This window comes from Pseudomonas fluvialis (genome assembly GCF_002835605.1).
GTDB lineage: Bacteria > Pseudomonadota > Gammaproteobacteria > Pseudomonadales > Pseudomonadaceae > Aquipseudomonas > Aquipseudomonas fluvialis.
In genome coordinates this window covers 14,662-34,476 of sequence record NZ_PIYS01000004.1, presented here as the reverse complement: position 1 = coordinate 34,476, position 19,815 = coordinate 14,662, and the positions used below count along the sequence as shown (strand labels likewise).

Here is a 19,815-nt window from a genome sequence, read left to right as displayed (position 1 = left end):
TTCTGCCTTTGCTTCCTGAAAACAAACCCCGTCCACTAGGACGGGGTTTATGGAGCGCTTACAGAGCGTCGAGGACTACGAAGCGCTGCTGCCGTGGAACTGCTCGCCGGCTTCTGCCTTTGCTTCCTGAAAACAAACCCCGTCCACTAGGACGGGGTTTATGGAGCGCTTACGCCGCCACAGACATCTCGATTGCGGCGCAGCTCCCGGCTGATGGTCGAAGGGGATCGGGTGATCAAGCAAGCAATCTTGCGCAGGCTGAACCCTTGGGCACGGCCGATTTGAATGGTGGCGCGTTCTTCAACGCTGAGTTCGGAATAAGACATAGGGGCAGCACCGTACCGGAAAGGTCAGGTGTTGCACTCAGTTTTTGCCGCCGCCCAGAGTGCTGTTTCTGGATTTTATTTGACTATTTGGGGTGGTGCATTTTAATGAATGTCTCTAGGTTGTTGCTGCACAATGCTTCGATGCTTTCGCGTACTTTTTTCTCGGGCCACTCCCACCAGCGTATTTTCAAAAGTGCATCTCGATGCGCTTCGCTGAAGCGCCATCTTATATGTTGTGCGGGGTTGCCTGCTACTATTGAGTAAGGCTCTACGTCTTTTGTTACGACTGCTCCGCAGGCTACAACTGCACCGTGACCAATAGTTACTCCTGAAAGAATTGTCGCGTCTGTACAAAGCCATACGTCGCTGCCGATAATTACGTCGCCTTTGCTGCCGCCGTAATCTTTTATATGGGATGACTCCTCTATGAAAGCTGGGAAAGGAAATGTACTGATCCAGTCAGTGCGATGTAGCCCGCCCAAGAGGATTTGTACGTTATTTGCAATCGAACAGTAGTTGCCGATTTTTAATGTGCTTCCTTCGTTCCAGTCATGGACTTGCGGCATTCCATAAGTTCCTACGCCAATTTCATAACTTGGATAGCGTAGACGAAAACGCTCTTGGTCGCGGTATAGTTTTAGTGTTGTTTTCTTTCCGCGTATTTTCCGTAGTAGGGGGCGAATTTTCTGTTCAAGTTTCTTTAGCATAATTTTTTGCCTTTTTTACTGTCCAGGCTGCCGCAAGCAGAGAGAAAGGAATCCATATAAGAAACCAGTGCTCTTTGGGGCGTGACAGAAAGGCATTTCCCTCTGTAAGGCCGGCGGTAAATCCAAAAATTAGAGCAGATGAAGCTAGCAGAACTAGGCGGTCTTGTCGGTTGCGCCATGCAAATACCAATGCGGTTGCGTAGAGTGCCAACCAAAGCAGCAAGCCTACTATGCCGCCACTGAATAGAACCGCGAGCTCCATGTTGTGAGGGTCGGCAAATGCGTAAGAAATACCCTCTACCCAAAATATCATTGGATGGTCATATCCGTGTCCAAACCATAAGTGATTCTGTATTTGCAGCCAGGCTTGATGCCATATCTCGGGCCTGTAAGATAGCCCTCGATTGGTTATGCTTTCTGGGTTAACTAGTAAAAGCAGGCTGCCAATTGCTAAAGTGCTGGCCAGCACGTTATAGGCAACACGGTTGCGTTGCAGTAGTACTAGCCAAGTGCAAGTTGCAGCTAATCCTAATAAAGGGGTGCGCGATCCTGTTAAAATTATTAGTGTGAACAGCGCGCTAAATATGGGGAGTGTATAAGGCAATTGATTTCTTTTGGTGTGAAAAAATAGTGCCATGCACATGGCTGCAAACATCCCGTACACATGAGATGTTAATAGGGGGTTATAGAGGGCGCGATAGCCGGGGAGTCGGTCGGTTGTGTCAAAAAAAATAAAGTAACTTACTGATAAGGCTGCGCTGATTGCTGCGATGGTCATGCCTGTTAGGATGACAGAGTATAAATTTTTTTCACTGTGCAGGGCAATTAATGTAACTGCAAAAAAAAGCAGGCTAATGTAGAGGGGGCGTTTTGCTAGTGATGTAAGTGCGTTGTCCGTGCCGGACCATGTTAGGCTTAATAAACAGTAGATTGAGAAAATTAAAAATATTAAAAATATCCCATTTGAGAAGAGTAGCGGAATTCTGCGAGGTGCCATCACTAAGGCTATGAATGTCGGTAGTGCGAGCGTGATATAAAATGCTCGATGATAGTCTGGGCGTTCAGGTAGCCAGAACATACCGCTTAGCAGGATAAGGAATCCGAGACAGAGTATATGGTGGATGGTTTTGCTATATCTGTAGTGTGGGTGTGAGATTTGCATTCTCATTCTGTTCTTTGGTTGTTGGGTAGTGAATTTTTCATTTTTAGTTGTTTTGGTTTTTTTGGTTGTGCTCGGTTGTTGGTGGGTTTTATGTTTTGCGGTGTGCGTGTATCGGGCTGCATGAATTTTGTTTTGAAAAGGTTTTCTCTGGTTTTTATTATGTTCCGTGATCAGTCTGTTGTTGTATTTGTTTCAAACAGTTCGTCAGTTCGATATGCCAATTAGGTGCGTCGAGCTTTAGTAGTTTTTGGCTTCGATTGCGGTCTAGAACCGAGCATTGCGGGCGCCTGGCCGGCGTGGGGTATTGTTGCGTGGCAATCGGGTGAACCTGCGGGGCTTTCTGCAACAGGCCGCAGGCCTGGGCCTGGCGGAAAATTTCCAGAGCAAAGGCATGCCAGCTGCAGGCCGGTTGGCCGGAGAAGTGGTAGATGCCCCAGGGCAGGCTGCCTTGGGCAAGGTAGCTGGCACTCAGCGACCAGAGTGCGGCGGCGATGCTGTTGGCCGAGGTCGGGCAGCCCAGCTGGTCATCCACTACCGACAATTCGTCGCGCTCCCTGGCGAGGCGCAGCATGGTCTTGACGAAGTTGTTGCCATGACTGCCGAACACCCAGCTGGTACGCAGGATAAGGCTCTGCGGGCAAAGTTCGCGCAACAGCTGTTCGCCGGCCAGCTTGCTGGCGCCATACACATTGATAGGGGCTGTCGGGGCGTCTTCGCGGTAGGGCTGCGGACTGTCGCCGGCGAACACATAGTCGGTGGAAATATGCAGTACGCCGGCGCCATGGCGTGCCGCACTGCGGGCCAGGTTGGCCACGCCCTCGGCGTTCACCGCGTAGGCCTGCGCCGCGTCGCTCTCGGCCTTGTCCACGGCGGTATAGGCCGCCGCGTTGATGATCAGGCGCGGCTGCAGGCGGGCGATGCACTGCTCAACGGCCAGCGGATCACGGATGTCCAGTTCGGTAGAAGCCAGGCCGGTTACCTGTAGGTGCTCCGGCGCCTGGCCCATCAGCGCATGACCGACCTGGCCCTGCGCACCGGTGACGAGAATGCACGCGCTCATGCGTTGCCATCCAGCAGCTGAGCCAGCGTCGGATTACGCTGATCCTTGGCCGAGAGCAGCGGTTGTTCGATGGGCCAGGGGATGTTGACCTGCGGATCGTTCCACAGCAGGCCGCCTTCATCCTCCGGGATGTAGTAGTCGGTGCACTTGTACTGGAAGTCGGCGATGTCGCTGAGCACGCAAAAGCCATGGGCGTAGCCCGGCGGTATCCACAGCTGGCGATGGTTCTCGTCGTTCAGTTCGACGGCGACGAACTGGCCGCAGGTCGGCGAGGCCGGGTTGATGTCCACGGCTACGTCGTAGACCGAACCGCGACTGACGCTGACCAGCTTGCCTTGCGGACGACTGCGCTGGAAATGCAAGCCGCGCAACACGCCACGTGCCGAGCGCGAGTGATTGTCCTGCACGAAGGTGTGCGCGATGCCCAGCTGCCGGTAGCGCTCGGCCTGGTAGCTTTCCAAGAAAAAACCCCGGGCATCACCGAATACCTTCGGTTCGATGATCAGCACGCCGGGCAGTACGGTTTCCAGCACCTTCATGAGCGTGGCTCCTGGCTAGCCAGGCGCAGCAGGTACTGGCCGTAGCCGGTCTTGCCCAGTGCGGAGGCCTGGCGCTGTAGTTGCTCGCGGCTCAGCCAGCCCTGCTGATAGGCGATTTCCTCCAGGCAGGCGACCTTCAGCCCCTGGCGGGCTTCGATGGTCTGTACGAAGTGGCTTGCCTCCATCAACGAGTCGTGGGTGCCGGTATCCAGCCAGGCAAAGCCGCGGCCCAGCAGGCTTACATTCAGGTCGCCGCGCTGCAGGTAGGCATTGTTGATGTCGGTGATTTCCAGTTCGCCACGCGCCGAGGGCTTGACCTGCTTGGCGATCTGTACCACGTCGTTGTCGTAGAAATACAGGCCGGTCACCGCGTAGTTGGATTTGGGCTGCGCCGGCTTTTCCTCGATGGACAGCGCCTTGCCCTGGGCGTCAAAGGCCACCACGCCAAAACGCTCCGGGTCGCTGACGTGGTAGCCGAATACCGTAGCGCCGCGGGTGCGGCTGGCCGCTTCGCGGAGCATGGCGCTGAAGCCGTAGCCATAGAAGATATTGTCGCCGAGGATCAGGCACACACTGCTGTCGCCAATGAACTGTTCGCCGATGAGGAAGGCCTGGGCCAGTCCGTCCGGCGAGGGTTGTTCGGCGTAGCTGAGCTGGATGCCGAACTCGCTGCCATCACCGAGCAGTTTGCGGTAGCCGGGCAGGTCGTCGGGGGTGGAAATCAGCAGGATCTCGCGGATGCCGGCAAGCATCAGCACCGACAGCGGGTAGTAGACCATCGGCTTGTCGTAGATCGGCAGCAACTGCTTGGAGACGCCGCGGGTGATGGGATGCAGGCGGGTGCCGGAGCCGCCGGCGAGGATGATGCCTTTCATGCCTGTTCTCCCAGACGATTCAGTTGATAGGTGCCGCTGAGGACGTTTTGCCACCAGCTGCGGTTGTCCAGATACCACTGCACGGTCTTGCGCAGACCGCTCTCGAAGGTTTCCTGGGGTAGCCAGCCCAGCTCGCGTTCAATCTTGCCGGCATCGATGGCGTAGCGCCGGTCATGCCCCGGGCGATCCTGTACGAAGGTGATCAGCTCGGCAAAGCGGCTGATGCCGGCCGGTTTTTCCGTGACCAGTTCATCGAGCAGGGTGCAGAGGGTTTCCACCACTTGCAGATTGCGCTTCTCGTTATGGCCGCCGATGTTGTAGGTGGCGCCGGGCTGGCCACGGGTGAGCACTTCAACCAGGGCGCGCGCATGGTCCTCGACATACAACCAATCGCGAATCTGCGCGCCGTCGCCGTACACCGGCAGGGGTTTTCCGGCCAGGGCGTTGAGGATCATGTGTGGAATCAGTTTTTCCGGGAAGTGATACGGACCGTAGTTGTTCGAACAGTTGGTGATCAGTACCGGCAGCCCGTAGGTACGCTGCCAGGCGCGTACCAGGTGGTCGGAGCTGGCCTTGGAGGCGGAATAGGGCGAGCTGGGGGAGTAGGGTGTCTGTTCGGTGAACAGCTCCGTGGTGCCTTCCAGGTCGCCGTATACCTCGTCGGTGGAAATATGATGGAAGCGGAAGCGGCTCCGCGCTTCCTCGCACAGGCCGAGCCAGTACTGCCGGCAGGCTTCCAGCAAGCTGTAGGTGCCGATGATATTGGTCTGGATAAACGCCGCCGGGCCGTCAATGGAGCGATCCACATGCGATTCGGCAGCCAGGTGCATCACGGCATCCGGGCGGTGTTCGGCCAGTACGCGCGCGACGCCCTCGGCATCGCAGATGTCGACCTGCTCGAAGCGATAGGCTGGGTTCTCGCTGGCTCCGGGTAGCGACTGCAGGTTGCCGGCATAGGTGAGTTTGTCGAGGTTGACCACCTGGTGCGGGGTGTTCTTCAGCAGATGGCGAACCACTGCAGAACCAATAAAGCCGGCGCCGCCGGTGACGAGAATCTTCATGGGGAAACGCTTGTCTTCATGGCGCCGGCGAAGCGGCAGGCGACAAAGTCTAATGATTTTACCCGCGCTCTGCACTGCAGCGCTCTGCACGGCAGTGTTGGGCAAAGTGCTAATATCGCCCCCTTTTGCAGGAATGGCCGGCTGCCCGCAGGGCGGCTGGGGCGAGAGGAGCGGTGGGATCATGTCCAAGAGTGCGTCAACCACGCGGGTGCAGGCGGGCTTCCGTGCAGATATCAATGGCTTGCGCGCCTGGGCGGTACTTGCCGTGGTGCTCTATCACTTCGCGATTCCAGGTTTTTCCGGGGGATTTTCCGGGGTCGACGTATTCTTCGTCATCTCCGGTTTCCTCATGGCGGGTATCGTCGTAGGCGGCCTGGAACGCCAGCGCTTCAACCTGGCCGACTTCTATCTGGCGCGCGCCCGGCGCATCCTCCCGGCTTTGCTGGTGCTGGTGGCTGCGGTGTTGCTGGTGGGCTGGTGGTTGCTGATCCCCAGCGATTATCAGGTGCTTGGGCGGCATGCGCGCGAAAGCGTGCTGTTTACCGCAAACCTGCAGTATCTGTCCGAGGCCGGCTATTTCGATGCGGCGTCCCATGAGAAATGGCTGCTGCATACCTGGTCGCTGGCCGTCGAATGGCAGTTCTACCTGCTGTATCCGTTGGCGCTGTTGGCGTTTCAGCGCTTCTTTGCCAGCTGGCGCGCTCTGTTGACGGTGCATGTGCTGGCTCTGCTGGTGTCGCTGGCGCTGGGCGTGTGGTGGACCCTGGAGACGCCGGGCAAGGCGTTCTATCTTCTGGCGCCGCGCGCCTGGGAGCTGTTGCTGGGCGGCTGTGTGTTCCTCGTGAGCCAGCGCTGGAGTCCATCACCGGCCCTGGCGCGTGGCATGGAGCTGAGCGGTTTGCTGGCGATCGTGTTCAGCATGACCCTGCTGGATGCCGGGCGCGCCTGGCCCGGTGCCTGGGCGCTGTTGCCCACCCTGGGGGCAGCGGCTGTCCTGCTGGCGCGTCGCGAGTCCTTGTGGACGGCCTCGCGTCTGGCGCAGTGGCTGGGCACGCGCTCCTATTCCATCTACCTGTGGCACTGGCCACTGGTCGCAGGCCTGGTGTATTTCGACCGCCAGCACCTGGGGTACTGGGTGGCGGCAGGCATTGTGCTGTCGCTGCTGCTTGGCGATCTTTCTTATCGTCTGATCGAAGGGCCGAGTCGTCGCTGGCTGGCCACGCGAAGCCGCTGGGCCTGTCTGGGCTGGCTGTTGCTGGCTTTGCTGGTGGTGGCGCTGTCGGCGCAGGCGGTGCGTCGCAGTGGCTTTCCCGATCGTCTGCCGGAAAGCCTGGCGCAGGTGGAAGCGCAGCGTCACAACAAGAATCCCCGCCAGGACGAATGCCTGAAGGCGGATGCCCGCTGCGTATTTGGTGGCGAGCGGGTGCGGGCACTGGTAGTCGGTGATAGCCATGCCGATGCCATCGTCAATGCCATTGTTGCCGCACTGCCGGAGGCCGAGGATGGCCTGTACTTCCGCGCCGAGAGTGCCTGCCTGTTCGTCAAAGGCGTTCGCTGGGCAGGCAAGGGGGAGCGCGAAGACTGCCAGCAACTGTTGCGCGAGGTGCCGCAGGAGTTGGCTGATGCCGATCCCCGCTTGCCGCTGATCCTCATTCACCGCACCAGTGCCTATGTCTTCGGCCAGGACCTGGATCCACACAATCCGTCACCCAGGCCGATGGTCTATTTCAGCGAGCTGCGTGCCGGTAATGATCCGGCCTTCCAGGCCGAGTTCCGCCAGCATTATCTGGATACCCTGTGTACCCTGGCTCGCCAGCGCCCGGTCTACCTGCTGCGCCCGGTGCCAGAGATGCCGGTGCATGTGCCCAAGGCGGTGGGGCGTGCGCTGATGCGCGGCTTGCCGGCGGATGTGTCGATCAGTCGCGAGGATTATCGTCAGCGGCATGCCTTTGTCTGGGCGCTGCAGGACGAGGCGGCCAGCCAGTGCGGTGTGCAGTTGCTCGACCCGCTGCCCTATCTTTGCGATGAACAGGTCTGTCACGGCAGCGTCGCGGGTGTGCCGCGCTATGTGGATATGGACCACCTGAGCGAAAGCGGCAACCGCTTGCTGACGCCGCTGTTTGCCCCGATATTTGCCCAGCCGGCCGCGGAGCCGGCTACTGAACGCTAGGAGCCGGCAATGCTGCAACAGCTGAAACTTTGGCTGCATAACGTGGCCTACAAGAACCGGCGCAGCGTGCGCGCGGGTAACTGGCTGTAGCTCCGGAAACCGTGGTGGCTACGCGCTCCCTGGTCAGCCGTGCTTTCGATGAAGGGCGTGGTGTGCTGGGTGGCGTGCCGGCGGTGGTGATCAAGCGCGGTATTCGCTGGGGCCGGCGCCTGCTGTGATAGCTCAGTGTTTGTCTGATTGGCGTTCGTAGCGCTGTAACAGTTCGTCGAGCGGGAAGTCGACCAGCTGCTTGCGTTTGAGATAGTGACGCAGGTGCTGGAAGTTGCGCTTGATCTGCCAGCTGTTCAGCGGCCGACGCTTGTGTTGTAGGTCGAGGATGTCGATCAGGCCGTAGTTACCACCAGGCAACTGCAGAATGTTGCCCAAGTGCAGCGAACGAAAGTAGACGCCCTGGCGATGCAGGTGACGAATGAAGCGGGCCAGCGAGTCGAGCAGTGGCATGACCTGCTGCGGGTCGTCGATGAACAGCTGCTCGACGGACTGCCCGGGCAGCGGTTCGTAGAGGCAGCCGCTGAGGCCCTGGTCGCGGTCGATCCAGAACAGCTCGACAACCCGCGGTACGGCAATTTCCTGGGCCTGCAGGCGGCGGGCATTGTTGGCGAAGCGTCGTGCCGCAGGTTGCAAGCGGGCCAGCAGCGGGTGGCGACGGGTATGGAAAATCTTCAGGAACAGGCCGTTGTCCAGCGCGACTACCTTGGGTCCCCGGCCATCCTTTTCCAGTACCTTGCCATGGGTCAGCCAGCTTTCCAGTTGTTGCGCTGTTACAATCCGCATCGTTTTCCTCTAGCCAGTCTTGTGGGGCTTGCCGTATGGCCAATTCTACCCAGCAATCCAGCCTGAAGGTGTATTTGCGGTTGCTGCGTTATGTCGTTCCCTATTGGGGGATCTTTGCCCTCAGTATTCTCGGCTTCCTGATCTTTGCATCTACCCAGCCGATGCTGGGCTACATGCTCAAGTACTTTGTCGATGGCCTGTCCAATCCGGAGGCCAGTCTGTTTGCCAATGTGCCCTGGTTGCTGGAGCATGCCCCCTGGCTGGCGCAGCTCAAGCTGCTGCAGGCGGTGCCGCTGCTGATCGTACTGATCGCCGTGTGGCAGGGTGTGGGTTCTTTCCTCGGCAACTATTTTTTGGCCAAGGTTTCCCTGGGCTTGGTGCAGGATTTGCGCATCGCGCTGTTCAACAACCTGCTGACTTTGCCCAACCGCTATTTTGACAACCACAACTCTGGGCACCTGATCTCGCGGATTACCTACAACGTCACCATGGTGACCGGTGCCGCAACCGATGCCATCAAGGTGGTGGTGCGCGAAGGCATGTCGGTGATTTTCCTGTTCGGCACGTTGTTGTGGATGAACTGGAAGCTGACGTTGGTCATGGTGGCCATCCTGCCGCTGATCGGTTTGATGGTGGTCAGCACCAGCCGCAAGTTTCGCAAGCAGAGCAAGAAGATCCAGGTAGCCATGGGCGATGTCACGCATGTCGCCTCCGAGACTATCCAGGGCTATCGCGTGGTGCGCAGTTTCGGTGGCGAGGCTTACGAGCAACAGCGTTTTCATGACGCCAGTGAGGAAAACCGGCGCAAGCAGCTGAAGATGGTCAAGACCAATGCGGTCTATACGCCCAGCCTGCAGTTGGTGATCTACAGCGCCATGGCGGTGCTGATGTTCCTCGTGTTGTTGTTGCGTGGTGATGCCAGTGCGGGTGACCTGGTGGCCTACATTACTCTGGCAGGTCTGTTGCCCAAGCCCATTCGCCAGCTCTCGGAAGTCAGCTCGACGGTGCAGAAAGGTGTCGCTGCCGCGGAAAGCATTTTCGAGCAACTGGATGAGCAACCAGAAGTCGATCATGGCAGCCAGGAGCGCGAGCGCGTCAGTGGGCGTGTCGAAGTCCGCGAGCTGAGTTTTGCCTATCCAGGTACTGATAAGCAGGTCTTGCACAACATCAGCTTTACCGCCGAGGCAGGGCAGATGGTGGCGCTGGTCGGGCGTTCCGGTAGCGGCAAGTCGACGCTGGCCAACCTGATCCCGCGTTTCTACCACCATGATCAGGGGCAGATCCTCCTCGACGGGGTGGATGTCGAGGATTACACGCTGCGCAACCTGCGTCGGCATATCGCGCTGGTTACCCAGCACGTGACGTTGTTCAATGACAGCGTGCGCAACAATATTGCCTATGGCGACCTGGCGGGCGCACCCTTGGAGGCTGTGCAGCGCGCGGCCAGCGATGCCTACGCCGCCGAGTTCATCGAGCAGATGCCACAGAGTTACGACACCTTGGTGGGGGAGAATGGCGTGCTGCTTTCCGGCGGCCAGCGTCAGCGCCTGGCGATTGCCAGGGCCTTGCTCAAGGATGCGCCCCTGCTGATCCTCGATGAAGCCACCTCGGCGCTGGATACCGAGTCCGAGCGGCATATCCAGGCGGCACTGGATAAGGTCATGGAGGGGCGTACCACCCTGGTGATCGCCCATCGACTGTCGACCATCGAGAAAGCCGATCTGATTCTGGTTATGGATCAGGGGCAGATCGTCGAGCAGGGCAATCATGCGCAACTACTGGCCTTGGGGGGGCACTATGCACGCCTGCATGCGCGCCAGTTTGCCGAGGATGGCGACAGCGCTGTCTCTCCCGCCTAGACCGCCATGCTGCTAGTCTGCGTTGAACAGGGATTTTCACGCAGGCCGGGGTGGGGTGGTGTATGCAGCATGTGCCGGTTCATACAGCGCAAATGCAACAGTGGTTGCTCTGTCCGGGGGACTGGGTCGAGCCACCCAACCAGCGGCGTGGTGGCCTGAGTGGTGTACAGCGTGTTCAGCTGGATGACGGTCGCCTGCTTTACCGCAAGCAGCAGGTCGGTCATCTCTATCACAGTTGGCGTCATCCGCTGGGCTACCCAACCCTGATGCGTGAGCGTGATGCGCTGTATGACTGTTTGCGTCTTGGCGTGCCGGTTCCCCCCCCTTCTGCTGGCGCAGTGTGCGCGACAGGCCGGCCAGTGGCATGCCTGGCTAGTGACCGCTGACCTGACGGGTTTTGCCAGCCTGGAGCAATGCTATGCCGAGCAGCGTGAACGCGGCTGGGGAACGGAGCGACATGCGCAGATTCTCGAGTGCCTGGGGCGCGCCGTGGGGCGCCTGAATGGCGCGCGTCGCCAGCACGGTTGTCTGTATCCCAAGCACCTGTTTGTCAGCCTGGCCGATGGTCCGCCAAACGTCGCACTGATCGATCTGGAGAAAAGTCGGCGTCGCCTGACTCGTGCGCAAGCCGCCCGCCACGATCTGCAGCAGCTATGGCGGCGCTGCGGTTGGCGAGGTGCCATGTGGCAAGCATTTTTGCGTGGATATCGCTACAGTTACGGCCCTTTGCCGCGCTTGCCGGCTGCACTCAGAGATGCGGGACTGGATGTAAATGCTTGATCTGCTGCGATTTCGTCGAGAACGAGGCTGGGAACCCTGCGATGCCGGCACCTATGCCGATGCCTGGGCCCAGTTTGGTGGCAGTGTTGCCACGCATCCGCAGGTGGTGGAGCGCCTGGCTGCCTTTGCCGGCATACCGGTGCGCTACCTGGCCTGGGTCGAGAACGGCCAGTTGCAGGCTGCCATTGCCACATGGGGGCGCCATCTGGCGTTGTCCAAGGATGTTCTGAAAAAACAGGGAAAACGTGGCCTGTTCGATCTGGGTAATGCTGAGCTGATCCTTCCCCTCGCCCCAGGTGCGCAGGTAGCCTTGCGGCATCGTGCGCGTTATCTGTCCGAGTTGATGGCACCGGGGATCACTACCCTGCAGGCGCAGCCTGAAGGTTTGGCCCTGGCGCGCGAGCCGGAACAGTACAGCAAGAAGTTTCGTTACAACCAGCGTCGCGAGCAGCGCCTGCTGGAGGAGGCCGGTGGGCTGATCCGGCCCATGCTGAGCTTGACGGCCAGCGAGCAGGCCAGCGTGTACAGCGAGCTATTCCAGCGGCGCTGGGGGTTTGCGGCAACCGGCCAGGAACACCTGGCGGAGGTCTTTGACCTGTTGCGCGAGTTCATGACCGGCTCGCTGATCTACCTCAATGACCAGCCGGTGGCCATCCAGATCCTTTACCGGGTCGAGGCGCCGCGCTGGATCAGCCTGGAGTACATCAATGGTGGCGTCGACCCGCAGCAGCGCGACTTTAGTCCGGGTAGCGTGCTCAGCTTCGTCAATACGCAGGATGCCTGGGCGGAGGCCCGGGCGCTGGGTAAGCCGTTGCGCTATTCCTTTGGTCGCGCTGATCGGGAGTACAAGGATCGCTGGTGTCATCGTGTCGCCTGCTACCAGACCTGATGTTTTGAGCGCTCTGAGAACCCCTTGCCATGCCGCGTGCCGATCATGACCCGTCGTAAACAAGTCCTGTTGAAACGCCATCGCCGCAACAAACGCCTGGTGTTGCTGCTGGCTTTGTTGCTGCTGGCGCTGAGCAGCCTGCTGGCTGTCTGGCTGCCACCGCTGCTGTTGGTATTGGGCTGGGTCGTTCACGAGGCTTGGTTTGCCGACCACCTGTTCTATGCGCCCGGTGACGATTATCGCTATGACTTTCCCGAGGACTGCCTGAGTATTCCTGCGCATATCGAGGGTGGACGACTGCACGTCGAAGCGGCACTGCAGGGATATGACACTGTGCTGCTTGAGTTGCGCTTGACGGCTACCTGGCTGGGGCGCTGGCTCGATCCCTATGTGCGCCTCGGTAGTGATCGCCAGGATTTCGAACGTGGTGTGGCCGGGCGGCGTTACCTCAACCTTTCCGGCCTGCCTGTGGCGGACCTGGCTATTGCGCCGCGCTTCTGTCGCATCGAGGGGGCGTTGCGCGTGCATGCCATGCGCAATCCGGATTTTGCCGAGCAACGCCTGTTGATCATTGCCCCCCATGCCGACGATGCCGAGCTGGCCGCTTTCGGCCAGTACAGCCGGTGCGCGGAGGCGGCCATCGTCACGCTCACCCAGGGCGAGATCGAAGCCGAAGCCTATCAGCGCCTGGGGTTGGATAGGGCGGCAGCAGCACGTCTGAAGGGCCGCCTGCGCAGCTGGGACAGCCTGGCGGCCCCGCTCTGGGGGGGCGTAGAGCAAACGCGCTGTGTGCAGCTCGGCTACTACTGCCTGCAGCTGAGTGCCATGGCCGAGCAACCGCAAACGCCGTTCGGCTCGCGGGAGTCCGCTGAGGCTGACGTGCGTAGCGTGCGCCACAACCCTTTGTCTCTACCAGGCGACAAGGATGGCCAGCCGACCTGGGATAACCTAATTGCCGATCTGGTCGCGGTGATCGAGCATTATCGCCCCGAGATACTCCTGGCTCCGCATCCGGAGCTGGATCCGCACCCTGATCATGTCGCTAGCACCCGTGCCGTGCTCGAAGCCTGCGCGCAAAGTACCTGGCAACCGGACACGCTGTTGCTCTATGCCAACCACCTGCACGACAACGATCGCTGGCCGATGGGCCCTGCGGGGTATGGCATTGCCTTGCCGCCAGTTTTCACCCCACTGCCGGGGGACCGCCTGTGGAGCCCGCTGCTGAGCGCCGAGCAACAGCTGGACAAAGCCATGGCGCTTGGTTTGCAACATGACCTGCAGGGCGCGCTGCCCCTGAAGAGACGCCTGCGGCGGTGGATTCAGCGGGCGCTGGCCGGGCGACGCTGGCCCGCCACGGGGGAGAACGAATTCTTCCGCAAGGCGGTGCGCCGCCATGAACTGTTCTGGGTGAGGCATCTGCGCTGAGTTGTGCGGGGTTCGGGCGGTTTGACAGCATGCTATGATCGGCGCCGATTTTTACCTGTGGAGTCCCCATGAAGCTGTCCATGCCCCGTTACGATCAGGCTGCCGTGCTGGTGGTTGGTGATGTCATGCTCGACCGTTACTGGCATGGCGGTACTTCGCGCATTTCCCCCGAAGCCCCGGTGCCGGTGGTCAAGGTCGAGCAGATCGAAGATCGGCCGGGCGGTGCGGCCAACGTGGCATTGAATATTGCCGCGTTGGGCGGACAGGTTCGTCTGGTCGGGGTGACTGGGCGTGATGAGGCGGCCGGCTCTTTGCAACGCAGCCTGCAGTCGGCAGGGGTGGCCTGCCATTTCCAGCAGGTCGAGGAGCAGCCGACCATCGTCAAACTGCGTGTGTTGAGTCGCCACCAGCAGTTGCTGCGTATGGATTTCGAAGAGCCTTTCGCGACCGATGCGCAGGCGCTGGCGGCTCAGGTCGAAGCGCTGCTGGATGGCGTCGCTGTACTGATTCTCTCCGACTACGGTAAGGGCGCATTGCCCAATCATCAGGCGCTGATCAGTCTGGCACGTGCTCGCGGCATCACGGTGCTGGCTGATCCCAAGGGTACGGATTTTTCCATCTACCGGGGCGCCAGCCTGATTACGCCCAACCTCCACGAGTTCGAGACCATCGTTGGCCGTTGTGCCGATGAAGCCGAGCTGGTGCGTAAGGGCGCGGCATTGATGAATGAGCTGGCACTGGGGGCGCTGTTGATTACCCGCGGCGAGCATGGCATGACGCTGCTGCGTCCCGAGCAGGCTCCGTTGCACCTGCCCGCCCGTGCCCGTGAAGTGTTCGACGTGACGGGCGCCGGTGATACGGTGATTTCGACCTTGGCGGCCTCCCTGGCAGCGGGTGAGTCGCTGCCCAATGCAGTCGGCCTGGCCAACCTGGCGGCTGGTATCGTCGTTGGCAAACTGGGCACGGCAGCCATTAGCGCTCCGGAACTGCGCCGTGCGGTGCAGCGTGAACAGGGTTCGGAGCGCGGGGTGGTGGGGGTCGAGCAGTTACTGTTGGCCCTGGAAGATGCGCGTGCGCATGGCGAGAAGATCGTCTTTACCAATGGTTGCTTCGATATCCTGCATGCCGGCCATGTTGCCTATCTGGAGCAGGCGCGTGCCCAGGGAGATCGCCTGGTACTGGCGGTCAATGATGATGCCTCGGTCAGTCGTCTCAAGGGGCCAGGCCGGCCGATCAACAGTGTTGATCGGCGCATGGCGGTACTCGCCGGCCTGGGCGCGGTGGATTGGGTAGTGAGCTTCAGTGAGGACACGCCGGAGACGCTACTGCGTAGGGTGCGTCCGGATGTTCTGGTCAAGGGCGGTGACTACGGCATCGAGGGGGTGGTCGGCGCCGATATCGTGCGTGCCTATGGCGGCGAAGTGCGTGTGCTTGGCTTGGTGGAGAATAGCTCCACCACGGCCATTGTGGAGAAGATCCGCGCACAGGACTGAGCCCGTGCCGCGGCCAGGGGCCAGCGGGCGGGGGCTGGCATTCTGGCTTGTTCTATATGCCGGTGTGCCGGTGAATTCTTGCGCGCTATCCGTAGGGATCGCGACTTCCTGTAAACAGAAGGAATACGGAGCTGCATTGTCGGCCCGTAAAAGGGGATAAAGCGTGTCTGATTTATCGACACCCGTGCGGACTGAGCGGGAGTTTCGTGCCGACATCAACGGCCTGCGGGCCTGGGCGGTGTTGGCCGTGGTGCTTTACCACTTTGGTGTAACGCCCTTTTCTGGGGGCTTTGCCGGGGTCGACGTGTTTTTCGTCATTTCCGGCTATCTGATGTGTGGAATCATCCTTGGCAGTCTGGAGCGAGGGAAGTTCTCACTCTGGAGTTTCTATCTGGCGCGTGGGCGGCGGATCTGGCCGGCGCTGATTGTGTTATGTCTGGCGGTATTGGTGTTCGGCTGGTTCTTCCTGATGCCCGAGGAGTACCAGCGACTCGGCAAGCATGCGCGCGAAAGCCTGTTGTTTGCCTCGAATATCGAGTACTTCGGCGAGGCGGGTTATTTCGATGTCGCTTCACAGCAGAAGTGGCTGCTGCACACCTGGTCGCTATCGGTGGAATGGCAGTTCTATCTGGTATTTCCGCTGCTGTTGATGCTGTTGTACCGCCTGGGCTTGCGTGGGACCGGGCTGACGCTCTGCCTGGCGGTGCTGCTGCTGGTTTCCTACCTGCTCACCGGTTGGCGTAGCCAGGTTAACCCCGATGAAGCCTTTTATCTGTTGCACACGCGTGCCTGGGAAATGCTGGCCGGGGCCTTGGTCTATCGGCTGCAGGGGCGTGTACAGCTGGCCCCGGCAAGCCTGCGTCTGCTCGAAACGGTTGGCCTGGCGCTGATCCTGCTGTCAGTGCTGGGCTTCGACAAGCGCATGCTGTGGCCTGGCTGGCTGGCCGGTATTCCGGTACTGGGTGCAGCGCTGCTGATTCTGGCGCAGCGCCAGGATTCCCTCTGGACCTGTTCGCGGCCTATGCAGTGGTTGGGCACCTCATCCTATTCCATCTACCTCTGGCACTGGCCGGTGGTGGTGGGCTTGGCCTACTTCGGTGTGCAGGACAGCGCGTTGTGGATCGCTGCCGGTATTGCCCTGTCGCTGTTGTTGGGGCAGCTCTCCTATCTGTGGGTGGAAACACCGGCGCGGCGTGGCCTGTCGCGGCTTTCCTCCGCTCGTGCGGCAACGTTGCTGATACTGGTGGTAGTGGTTTTCGCGGTACTGGCGCAGCAGGTGCGGCGCCATGGCTTTCCTGATCGTCTGCCTGAGGCGGTAGCGCGGGTCGAGGCGGTGCATGCCGACAAGCATCCGCGTAGTCGGGATTGCCTAGACGAGGGGGGGGAATGTTTGTACGGGCAGGGACCGGTGCGTGCGATCCTGATGGGCGATAGCCATGCCGATCATCTGCTCGCTGGTTTGCTTGAGAACATTCCGGAGGGCCAGGGTTCGGTGTCGTTTCGTGGCATGGCCGCCTGTCTGATTACATTCGATGCACGCTTCAATCAGGCGGGTGGGGAGCGTTGTGACCAGATGAGCCAATGGCTCAAGGAAAACCATCGCAGTTTGCCGGCTGGTGTGCCTTTGGTACTGGCGGGAGCCTACTCTCGCTATACCAACAGCAGCGAGATTTCCAACCGTGAGGTGCTGTTTTATTTTGATGAGCAGCTGCGCACTTTTAGTGCGGAATATTTCCAGACCTTTCGCGAGCGTTACGTGGCTATGGTTTGCGAGCTGGCTCGTGAGCGGCCGGTATATCAAGTCCGCGCGACGCCTATCCTGAATCAGGATGTACCGCAGATTATGGGGCGGGCGCTGCTGCTAGGGCAGCCGGTGCCGGAACTGAGTCTTTCTTTGAAGCGCTATCGTGAGCAGCATGCGCTTATGCAGGCATGGCAGGACGAAGCGGCGCAGCGTTGCGGCGCACGGATCATCGATCCGCTGCCTTTACTCTGTGATGATCAAGAATGTCCGGGGGCGCGTGACGGTTTGCCGCTGTATCGTGACAGCAACCACCTGAGTCAGCGTAGCAGTCGGATGCTGGCACCGGTTTTCGCCGAGGTTTTCGCCAACGAGCAACAAGCTGTCGCGCCCTAGCAGGCTGGCAACGGTGCCGGTGCTTCGATACGCTGGTGCTGGCTCTGTCAGGGAGTTTCGTAGGCACTGGCCCGTTTTGCTGCGTTGGGCTGGTTGTTGATAATTATGCGCATGGCGCCAGGTGCGTATGTTCAGTCAGTGGGAGATCAGCTTTGCTGTGCCCTTTGTGGAGTCTGTCTGCGGAGAAGCCTGACGCCTGAGACGCAGGGTGGCCGTGTTGCTGGGGGGCTGCCTTACCTGTACTCTGCTGGCACGTTGCCGGTGGAGAGGGGCTGTCGGCATGTTGAAAGGCCTTGATGATTTTGTTGCTCAGGTTTGGTTTAAACGTATTCCGTTACGTACAGATGAGTAAAACGCTGGCCGGGTTCTGGCGCTATAAGAAAAATTATCGGGTATTCATTTACTTACCTCGTGCGTCTTGAGATTTAGATTAAAAACAAGGAGCAACATGATGAAGCTTGGTTATTACCTGCTGCCTGGTCTGCTGCTGGGAATTTCCGGTTGTGCCTCAACCACGCCGGACAGCGAAGTGGACTCGGTGCACTACAGCCAGTGGGCTGAGCAACAGGCCCAGCAGAATGCTGAGGCGGCACCGCAGGTGGCTGCGGAGCCTGTGTTGGCGCAGCTTGACGAAGCGACTCCAGCCGCTGCAGAAAACACTAGCCAAGCCAGCCAGCCAGCGGCCTTCGTAGTGTCGGCTAACCAGTGCTGGGTACAGTCGGTGGTCCGTCCCAAGCCGGTACAGAAGCCGCTTGAGGTGGTAACCAAGGATTCTGTGAACAAAATCCAGGTGACGCCGACGCAGCTTAGCCAGGAGCGCAAGCAGGTGGTGACCAAGGATGGCGTGACCATGTACAAGGTCGAGCCGCCGGTTTACCGCCAGGTCAAGGAGCGCGTCGAGGTACGTCCGGAAATTGTCCGTACCATCGTCGAGCCGGCTGTCTTCGAAATGAAGAAGGAAGTCGTCGAGGTCGAAGCCGCCCGTACCGAGCTGGAAGCCTGCAAGACTGCCGGCGTGACCTTCGCCCGCGAGAACACGGCGCGTACCCTGTGTGCCCGGCTGATCCCGGCCAAGACGGCTACCGTCATGAAAAAGACCCTGGTCAAGCCGGAAACGAAGCGTGAAGTGGTTGAACCGGCGGTTTTCAAGGAAGTGACCCGCTGGGTGCTGGAAACCCCGGCCCGTGTGGTTGAGGTACCGGTAGCCAACGAGACAGCCGAACTACCGGTGCAGGTGGTGGCGCAGGCCGAGAAGGTGGATGAGCAGCAAGTTCCCGCCGAAGTACGTCAGTTGACGGCTACCGAGTACACCGGCGAGCCGCAGATGGTAACCGTACGTGCCGTGTGCGATGCCGATCTGAATGCACCGATGATTGTTTCCATGCAGAACGCCCTGCAGTCTGCCGGACTCAATCCCGGGGCGGCCGATGGCAAGCTGGGTCCGCGCACCGTGGCGGCCCTGCTGGAATACCAGCGTCGCCATGGTCTCGCCTACGGCGCCTTGACCTATGAAAGCCTGCAGCACCTGGGTGTGGTGCAGCAGTAAGCACTCACGGCTACGCCTACTTACAACGCCGCAGCATTCTGCGGCGTTGTGCATTTCGGGATGGGCTTTTTTGTTCAGGCGGCGCGGCGTAGCCAATCGTGCCAGGCGATGCGCTCATCATGCACCAGCCAGCCATCGCGCGTGGCAAAGGCTTCGGAAAGCCAGAGGGCTTGCGTGTGCTGGAACGGCCGAAGCTCGCCCTGTTCAAGGGTGAACAGGCGATTCTGCTCGGGCGCGAGGAGAAACAGCTCATGCTGAGGTTCCAGGCGGGCGACCAGCGCATCGCCCTCCAGGCGTTCATCGGCATGCTGCAGGCTTATTTGGCGAAGGTTGTCCGGCAGCTGCAGGCGCAAGTCGTAGACCAGTTGCAGCGAGGCGCTGGGTAGGTGCACGTAAGCCTGCGGGCGCTCCATGAGGGGTTGGCCCTGGCAGTACACCGCTAGCGCCGCACCACATTGCGGGCGCAGCTGGAAGTACTGATGGCAATAGCGCAGCGTGGGGTAGGGAGTTGCCAGCCAGGTATCCAGATAGCGTCCCTGTAGCCAGCCTGCTGGGCTCTGTACCAGGCATTCTTCGGCCACTTCGGTGACTGCGCTGAGCAGTGGCAGCTGTAACTCGTGGGCAGGCACGTAGCCAGAGATCAGTTTCAGGACACAATCGCCGCGGTCGCTGCGCCGCTGGCGAACCAGCACCTGGTAGTCCTGTCCCTGCCAGGCCAGGGTCAAGCGTACGGAAACCCCAAGGTTGGCCAATTCCAGGACGAATTGTCGGCTGTCCTTGGGCGCGGCGAGAGGTCGGCGGCGTGCGAGCATTTGCTGGAAGTTGAGCGGCAGGGGCAGGCCTTGGTAATGCAGGGCGTGTGCGTCGGCCTCGACGTGAAGGGCCTGAGTCTTGAAGTGCTGGGGATCCTTGCGGGCGAGTACGGTCGACATGGGCGGGTCCTCGGCGTGGC

The 19,815-nt window shown here is 60.1% G+C and carries 15 protein-coding genes and 2 pseudogenes; 8 read left to right on the top strand and 9 right to left on the bottom strand.

The genetic code is table 11. The annotated features are described in order from the left end of the window. Positions 1-164: 164 nt before the first annotated feature. The 7 genes and pseudogenes from CW360_RS03855 to rfbB all read right to left on the bottom strand — a co-directional run. Positions 165-326 (bottom strand): annotated as a pseudogene (locus tag CW360_RS03855) (helix-turn-helix domain-containing protein); the annotation flags it as partial. An 83-nt stretch (positions 327-409) separates the two neighbouring features. Next, positions 410-1,033, bottom strand: coding sequence for a CatB-related O-acetyltransferase (locus CW360_RS03850; RefSeq protein WP_101192814.1), 624 nt, complete (start codon positions 1,031-1,033; stop codon positions 410-412). Beyond that, positions 1,017-2,111, bottom strand: a complete 1,095-nt coding sequence (locus CW360_RS03845) for an O-antigen ligase family protein (RefSeq protein ID WP_245874661.1) — start codon at positions 2,109-2,111, stop codon at positions 1,017-1,019. The genes CW360_RS03850 and CW360_RS03845 overlap by 17 nt, the downstream gene beginning before the upstream one ends. 241 nt (positions 2,112-2,352) lie before the next feature. Next, positions 2,353-3,255: a dTDP-4-dehydrorhamnose reductase gene (rfbD, locus tag CW360_RS03840; RefSeq protein WP_101192813.1), complete on the bottom strand. Its 903-nt coding sequence runs from the start codon at positions 3,253-3,255 to the stop codon at positions 2,353-2,355. After that, complete coding sequence (gene rfbC, locus CW360_RS03835; protein WP_101192812.1) at positions 3,252-3,794, bottom strand: dTDP-4-dehydrorhamnose 3,5-epimerase; 543 nt, start codon at positions 3,792-3,794, stop codon at positions 3,252-3,254. Before rfbC ends, rfbD begins: the two co-directional genes overlap by 4 nt. Continuing rightward, positions 3,791-4,669, bottom strand: coding sequence for a glucose-1-phosphate thymidylyltransferase RfbA (gene rfbA / locus CW360_RS03830; RefSeq protein WP_101192811.1), 879 nt, complete (start codon positions 4,667-4,669; stop codon positions 3,791-3,793). The genes rfbC and rfbA overlap by 4 nt, the downstream gene beginning before the upstream one ends. Further along, positions 4,666-5,730, bottom strand: coding sequence for a dTDP-glucose 4,6-dehydratase (rfbB, locus tag CW360_RS03825; RefSeq protein ID WP_101192810.1), 1,065 nt, complete (start codon positions 5,728-5,730; stop codon positions 4,666-4,668). Before rfbB ends, rfbA begins: the two co-directional genes overlap by 4 nt. Before the next feature lie 181 nt (positions 5,731-5,911). Here rfbB and CW360_RS03820 point away from each other — a divergent pair, with 181 nt between their 5' ends. Next, on the top strand, positions 5,912-7,900 hold the full coding sequence (locus tag CW360_RS03820) for an acyltransferase family protein (RefSeq protein ID WP_101192809.1): 1,989 nt from the start codon (positions 5,912-5,914) through the stop codon (positions 7,898-7,900). A 222-nt stretch (positions 7,901-8,122) separates the two neighbouring features. Here CW360_RS03820 and CW360_RS03815 read toward each other — a convergent pair whose 3' ends face one another. Next, entirely contained in the window at positions 8,123-8,734 is a 612-nt protein-coding gene (locus CW360_RS03815; RefSeq protein WP_101192808.1) for a phosphotransferase, read from the bottom strand. A gap of 35 nt (positions 8,735-8,769) precedes the next feature. Between CW360_RS03815 and msbA the strand changes: the two genes are divergently transcribed. The 7 genes and pseudogenes from msbA to CW360_RS03780 all read left to right on the top strand — a co-directional run bounded on the left by msbA (position 8,770) and on the right by CW360_RS03780 (position 18,863). Beyond that, on the top strand, positions 8,770-10,593 hold the full coding sequence (msbA, locus tag CW360_RS03810) for a lipid A export permease/ATP-binding protein MsbA (protein ID WP_101192807.1): 1,824 nt from the start codon (positions 8,770-8,772) through the stop codon (positions 10,591-10,593). A 62-nt stretch (positions 10,594-10,655) separates the two neighbouring features. Then, a pseudogene (locus CW360_RS03805) lies at positions 10,656-11,373 on the top strand (lipopolysaccharide kinase InaA family protein). After that, positions 11,366-12,262 (top strand): GNAT family N-acetyltransferase, encoded by an 897-nt coding sequence (locus CW360_RS03800; protein ID WP_093984667.1) that lies wholly within the window; start codon positions 11,366-11,368, stop codon positions 12,260-12,262. The pseudogene CW360_RS03805 and the gene CW360_RS03800 overlap by 8 nt, the downstream one beginning before the upstream one ends. A gap of 45 nt (positions 12,263-12,307) precedes the next feature. Continuing rightward, positions 12,308-13,687, top strand: a complete 1,380-nt coding sequence (locus tag CW360_RS03795; RefSeq protein ID WP_101192806.1) for a PIG-L deacetylase family protein — start codon at positions 12,308-12,310, stop codon at positions 13,685-13,687. 68 nt (positions 13,688-13,755) lie between these two features. After that, positions 13,756-15,180 carry a bifunctional D-glycero-beta-D-manno-heptose-7-phosphate kinase/D-glycero-beta-D-manno-heptose 1-phosphate adenylyltransferase HldE gene (gene hldE, locus CW360_RS03790; RefSeq protein WP_101192805.1) on the top strand — a complete coding sequence of 475 codons (1,425 nt, stop codon included), beginning with the start codon at positions 13,756-13,758 and terminating at the stop codon, positions 15,178-15,180. 163 nt (positions 15,181-15,343) lie between these two features. Beyond that, positions 15,344-17,317: an acyltransferase family protein gene (locus CW360_RS03785; RefSeq protein ID WP_245874660.1), complete on the top strand. Its 1,974-nt coding sequence runs from the start codon at positions 15,344-15,346 to the stop codon at positions 17,315-17,317. Between the two features lie 451 nt (positions 17,318-17,768). Then, positions 17,769-18,863, top strand: coding sequence for a peptidoglycan-binding domain-containing protein (locus CW360_RS03780; RefSeq protein WP_170307352.1), 1,095 nt, complete (start codon positions 17,769-17,771; stop codon positions 18,861-18,863). Positions 18,864-18,937: 74 nt separating this feature from the next. Here the strand turns inward: CW360_RS03780 and CW360_RS03775 are convergent, their stop codons facing one another. Further along, a complete protein-coding gene (locus tag CW360_RS03775) occupies positions 18,938-19,795 on the bottom strand; it encodes a metal ABC transporter ATPase (protein ID WP_093984677.1) in 858 nt (285 codons plus the stop codon). Between the last annotated feature and the right edge of the window lie 20 nt (positions 19,796-19,815).

Excerpts from the sequence above, each read along its gene's own strand:
- CW360_RS03850 (WP_101192814.1), bottom strand. The coding sequence starts at position 1,033 with ATGCTAAAGAAACTTGAACAGAAAATTCGCCCCCTACTACGGAAAATA.
- CW360_RS03845 (WP_245874661.1), bottom strand. The coding sequence starts at position 2,111 with ATGTTCTGGCTACCTGAACGCCCAGACTATCATCGAGCATTTTATATC.
- rfbD (WP_101192813.1), bottom strand. The coding sequence starts at position 3,255 with ATGAGCGCGTGCATTCTCGTCACCGGTGCGCAGGGCCAGGTCGGTCAT.
- rfbC (WP_101192812.1), bottom strand. The coding sequence starts at position 3,794 with ATGAAGGTGCTGGAAACCGTACTGCCCGGCGTGCTGATCATCGAACCG.
- rfbA (WP_101192811.1), bottom strand. The coding sequence starts at position 4,669 with ATGAAAGGCATCATCCTCGCCGGCGGCTCCGGCACCCGCCTGCATCCC.
- rfbB (WP_101192810.1), bottom strand. The coding sequence starts at position 5,730 with ATGAAGATTCTCGTCACCGGCGGCGCCGGCTTTATTGGTTCTGCAGTG.
- CW360_RS03820 (WP_101192809.1), top strand. The coding sequence starts at position 5,912 with ATGTCCAAGAGTGCGTCAACCACGCGGGTGCAGGCGGGCTTCCGTGCA.
- CW360_RS03815 (WP_101192808.1), bottom strand. The coding sequence starts at position 8,734 with ATGCGGATTGTAACAGCGCAACAACTGGAAAGCTGGCTGACCCATGGC.
- msbA (WP_101192807.1), top strand. The coding sequence starts at position 8,770 with ATGGCCAATTCTACCCAGCAATCCAGCCTGAAGGTGTATTTGCGGTTG.
- CW360_RS03800 (WP_093984667.1), top strand. The coding sequence starts at position 11,366 with ATGCTTGATCTGCTGCGATTTCGTCGAGAACGAGGCTGGGAACCCTGC.
- CW360_RS03795 (WP_101192806.1), top strand. The coding sequence starts at position 12,308 with ATGACCCGTCGTAAACAAGTCCTGTTGAAACGCCATCGCCGCAACAAA.
- hldE (WP_101192805.1), top strand. The coding sequence starts at position 13,756 with ATGAAGCTGTCCATGCCCCGTTACGATCAGGCTGCCGTGCTGGTGGTT.
- CW360_RS03780 (WP_170307352.1), top strand. The coding sequence starts at position 17,769 with ATGAAGCTTGGTTATTACCTGCTGCCTGGTCTGCTGCTGGGAATTTCC.
- CW360_RS03775 (WP_093984677.1), bottom strand. The coding sequence starts at position 19,795 with ATGTCGACCGTACTCGCCCGCAAGGATCCCCAGCACTTCAAGACTCAG.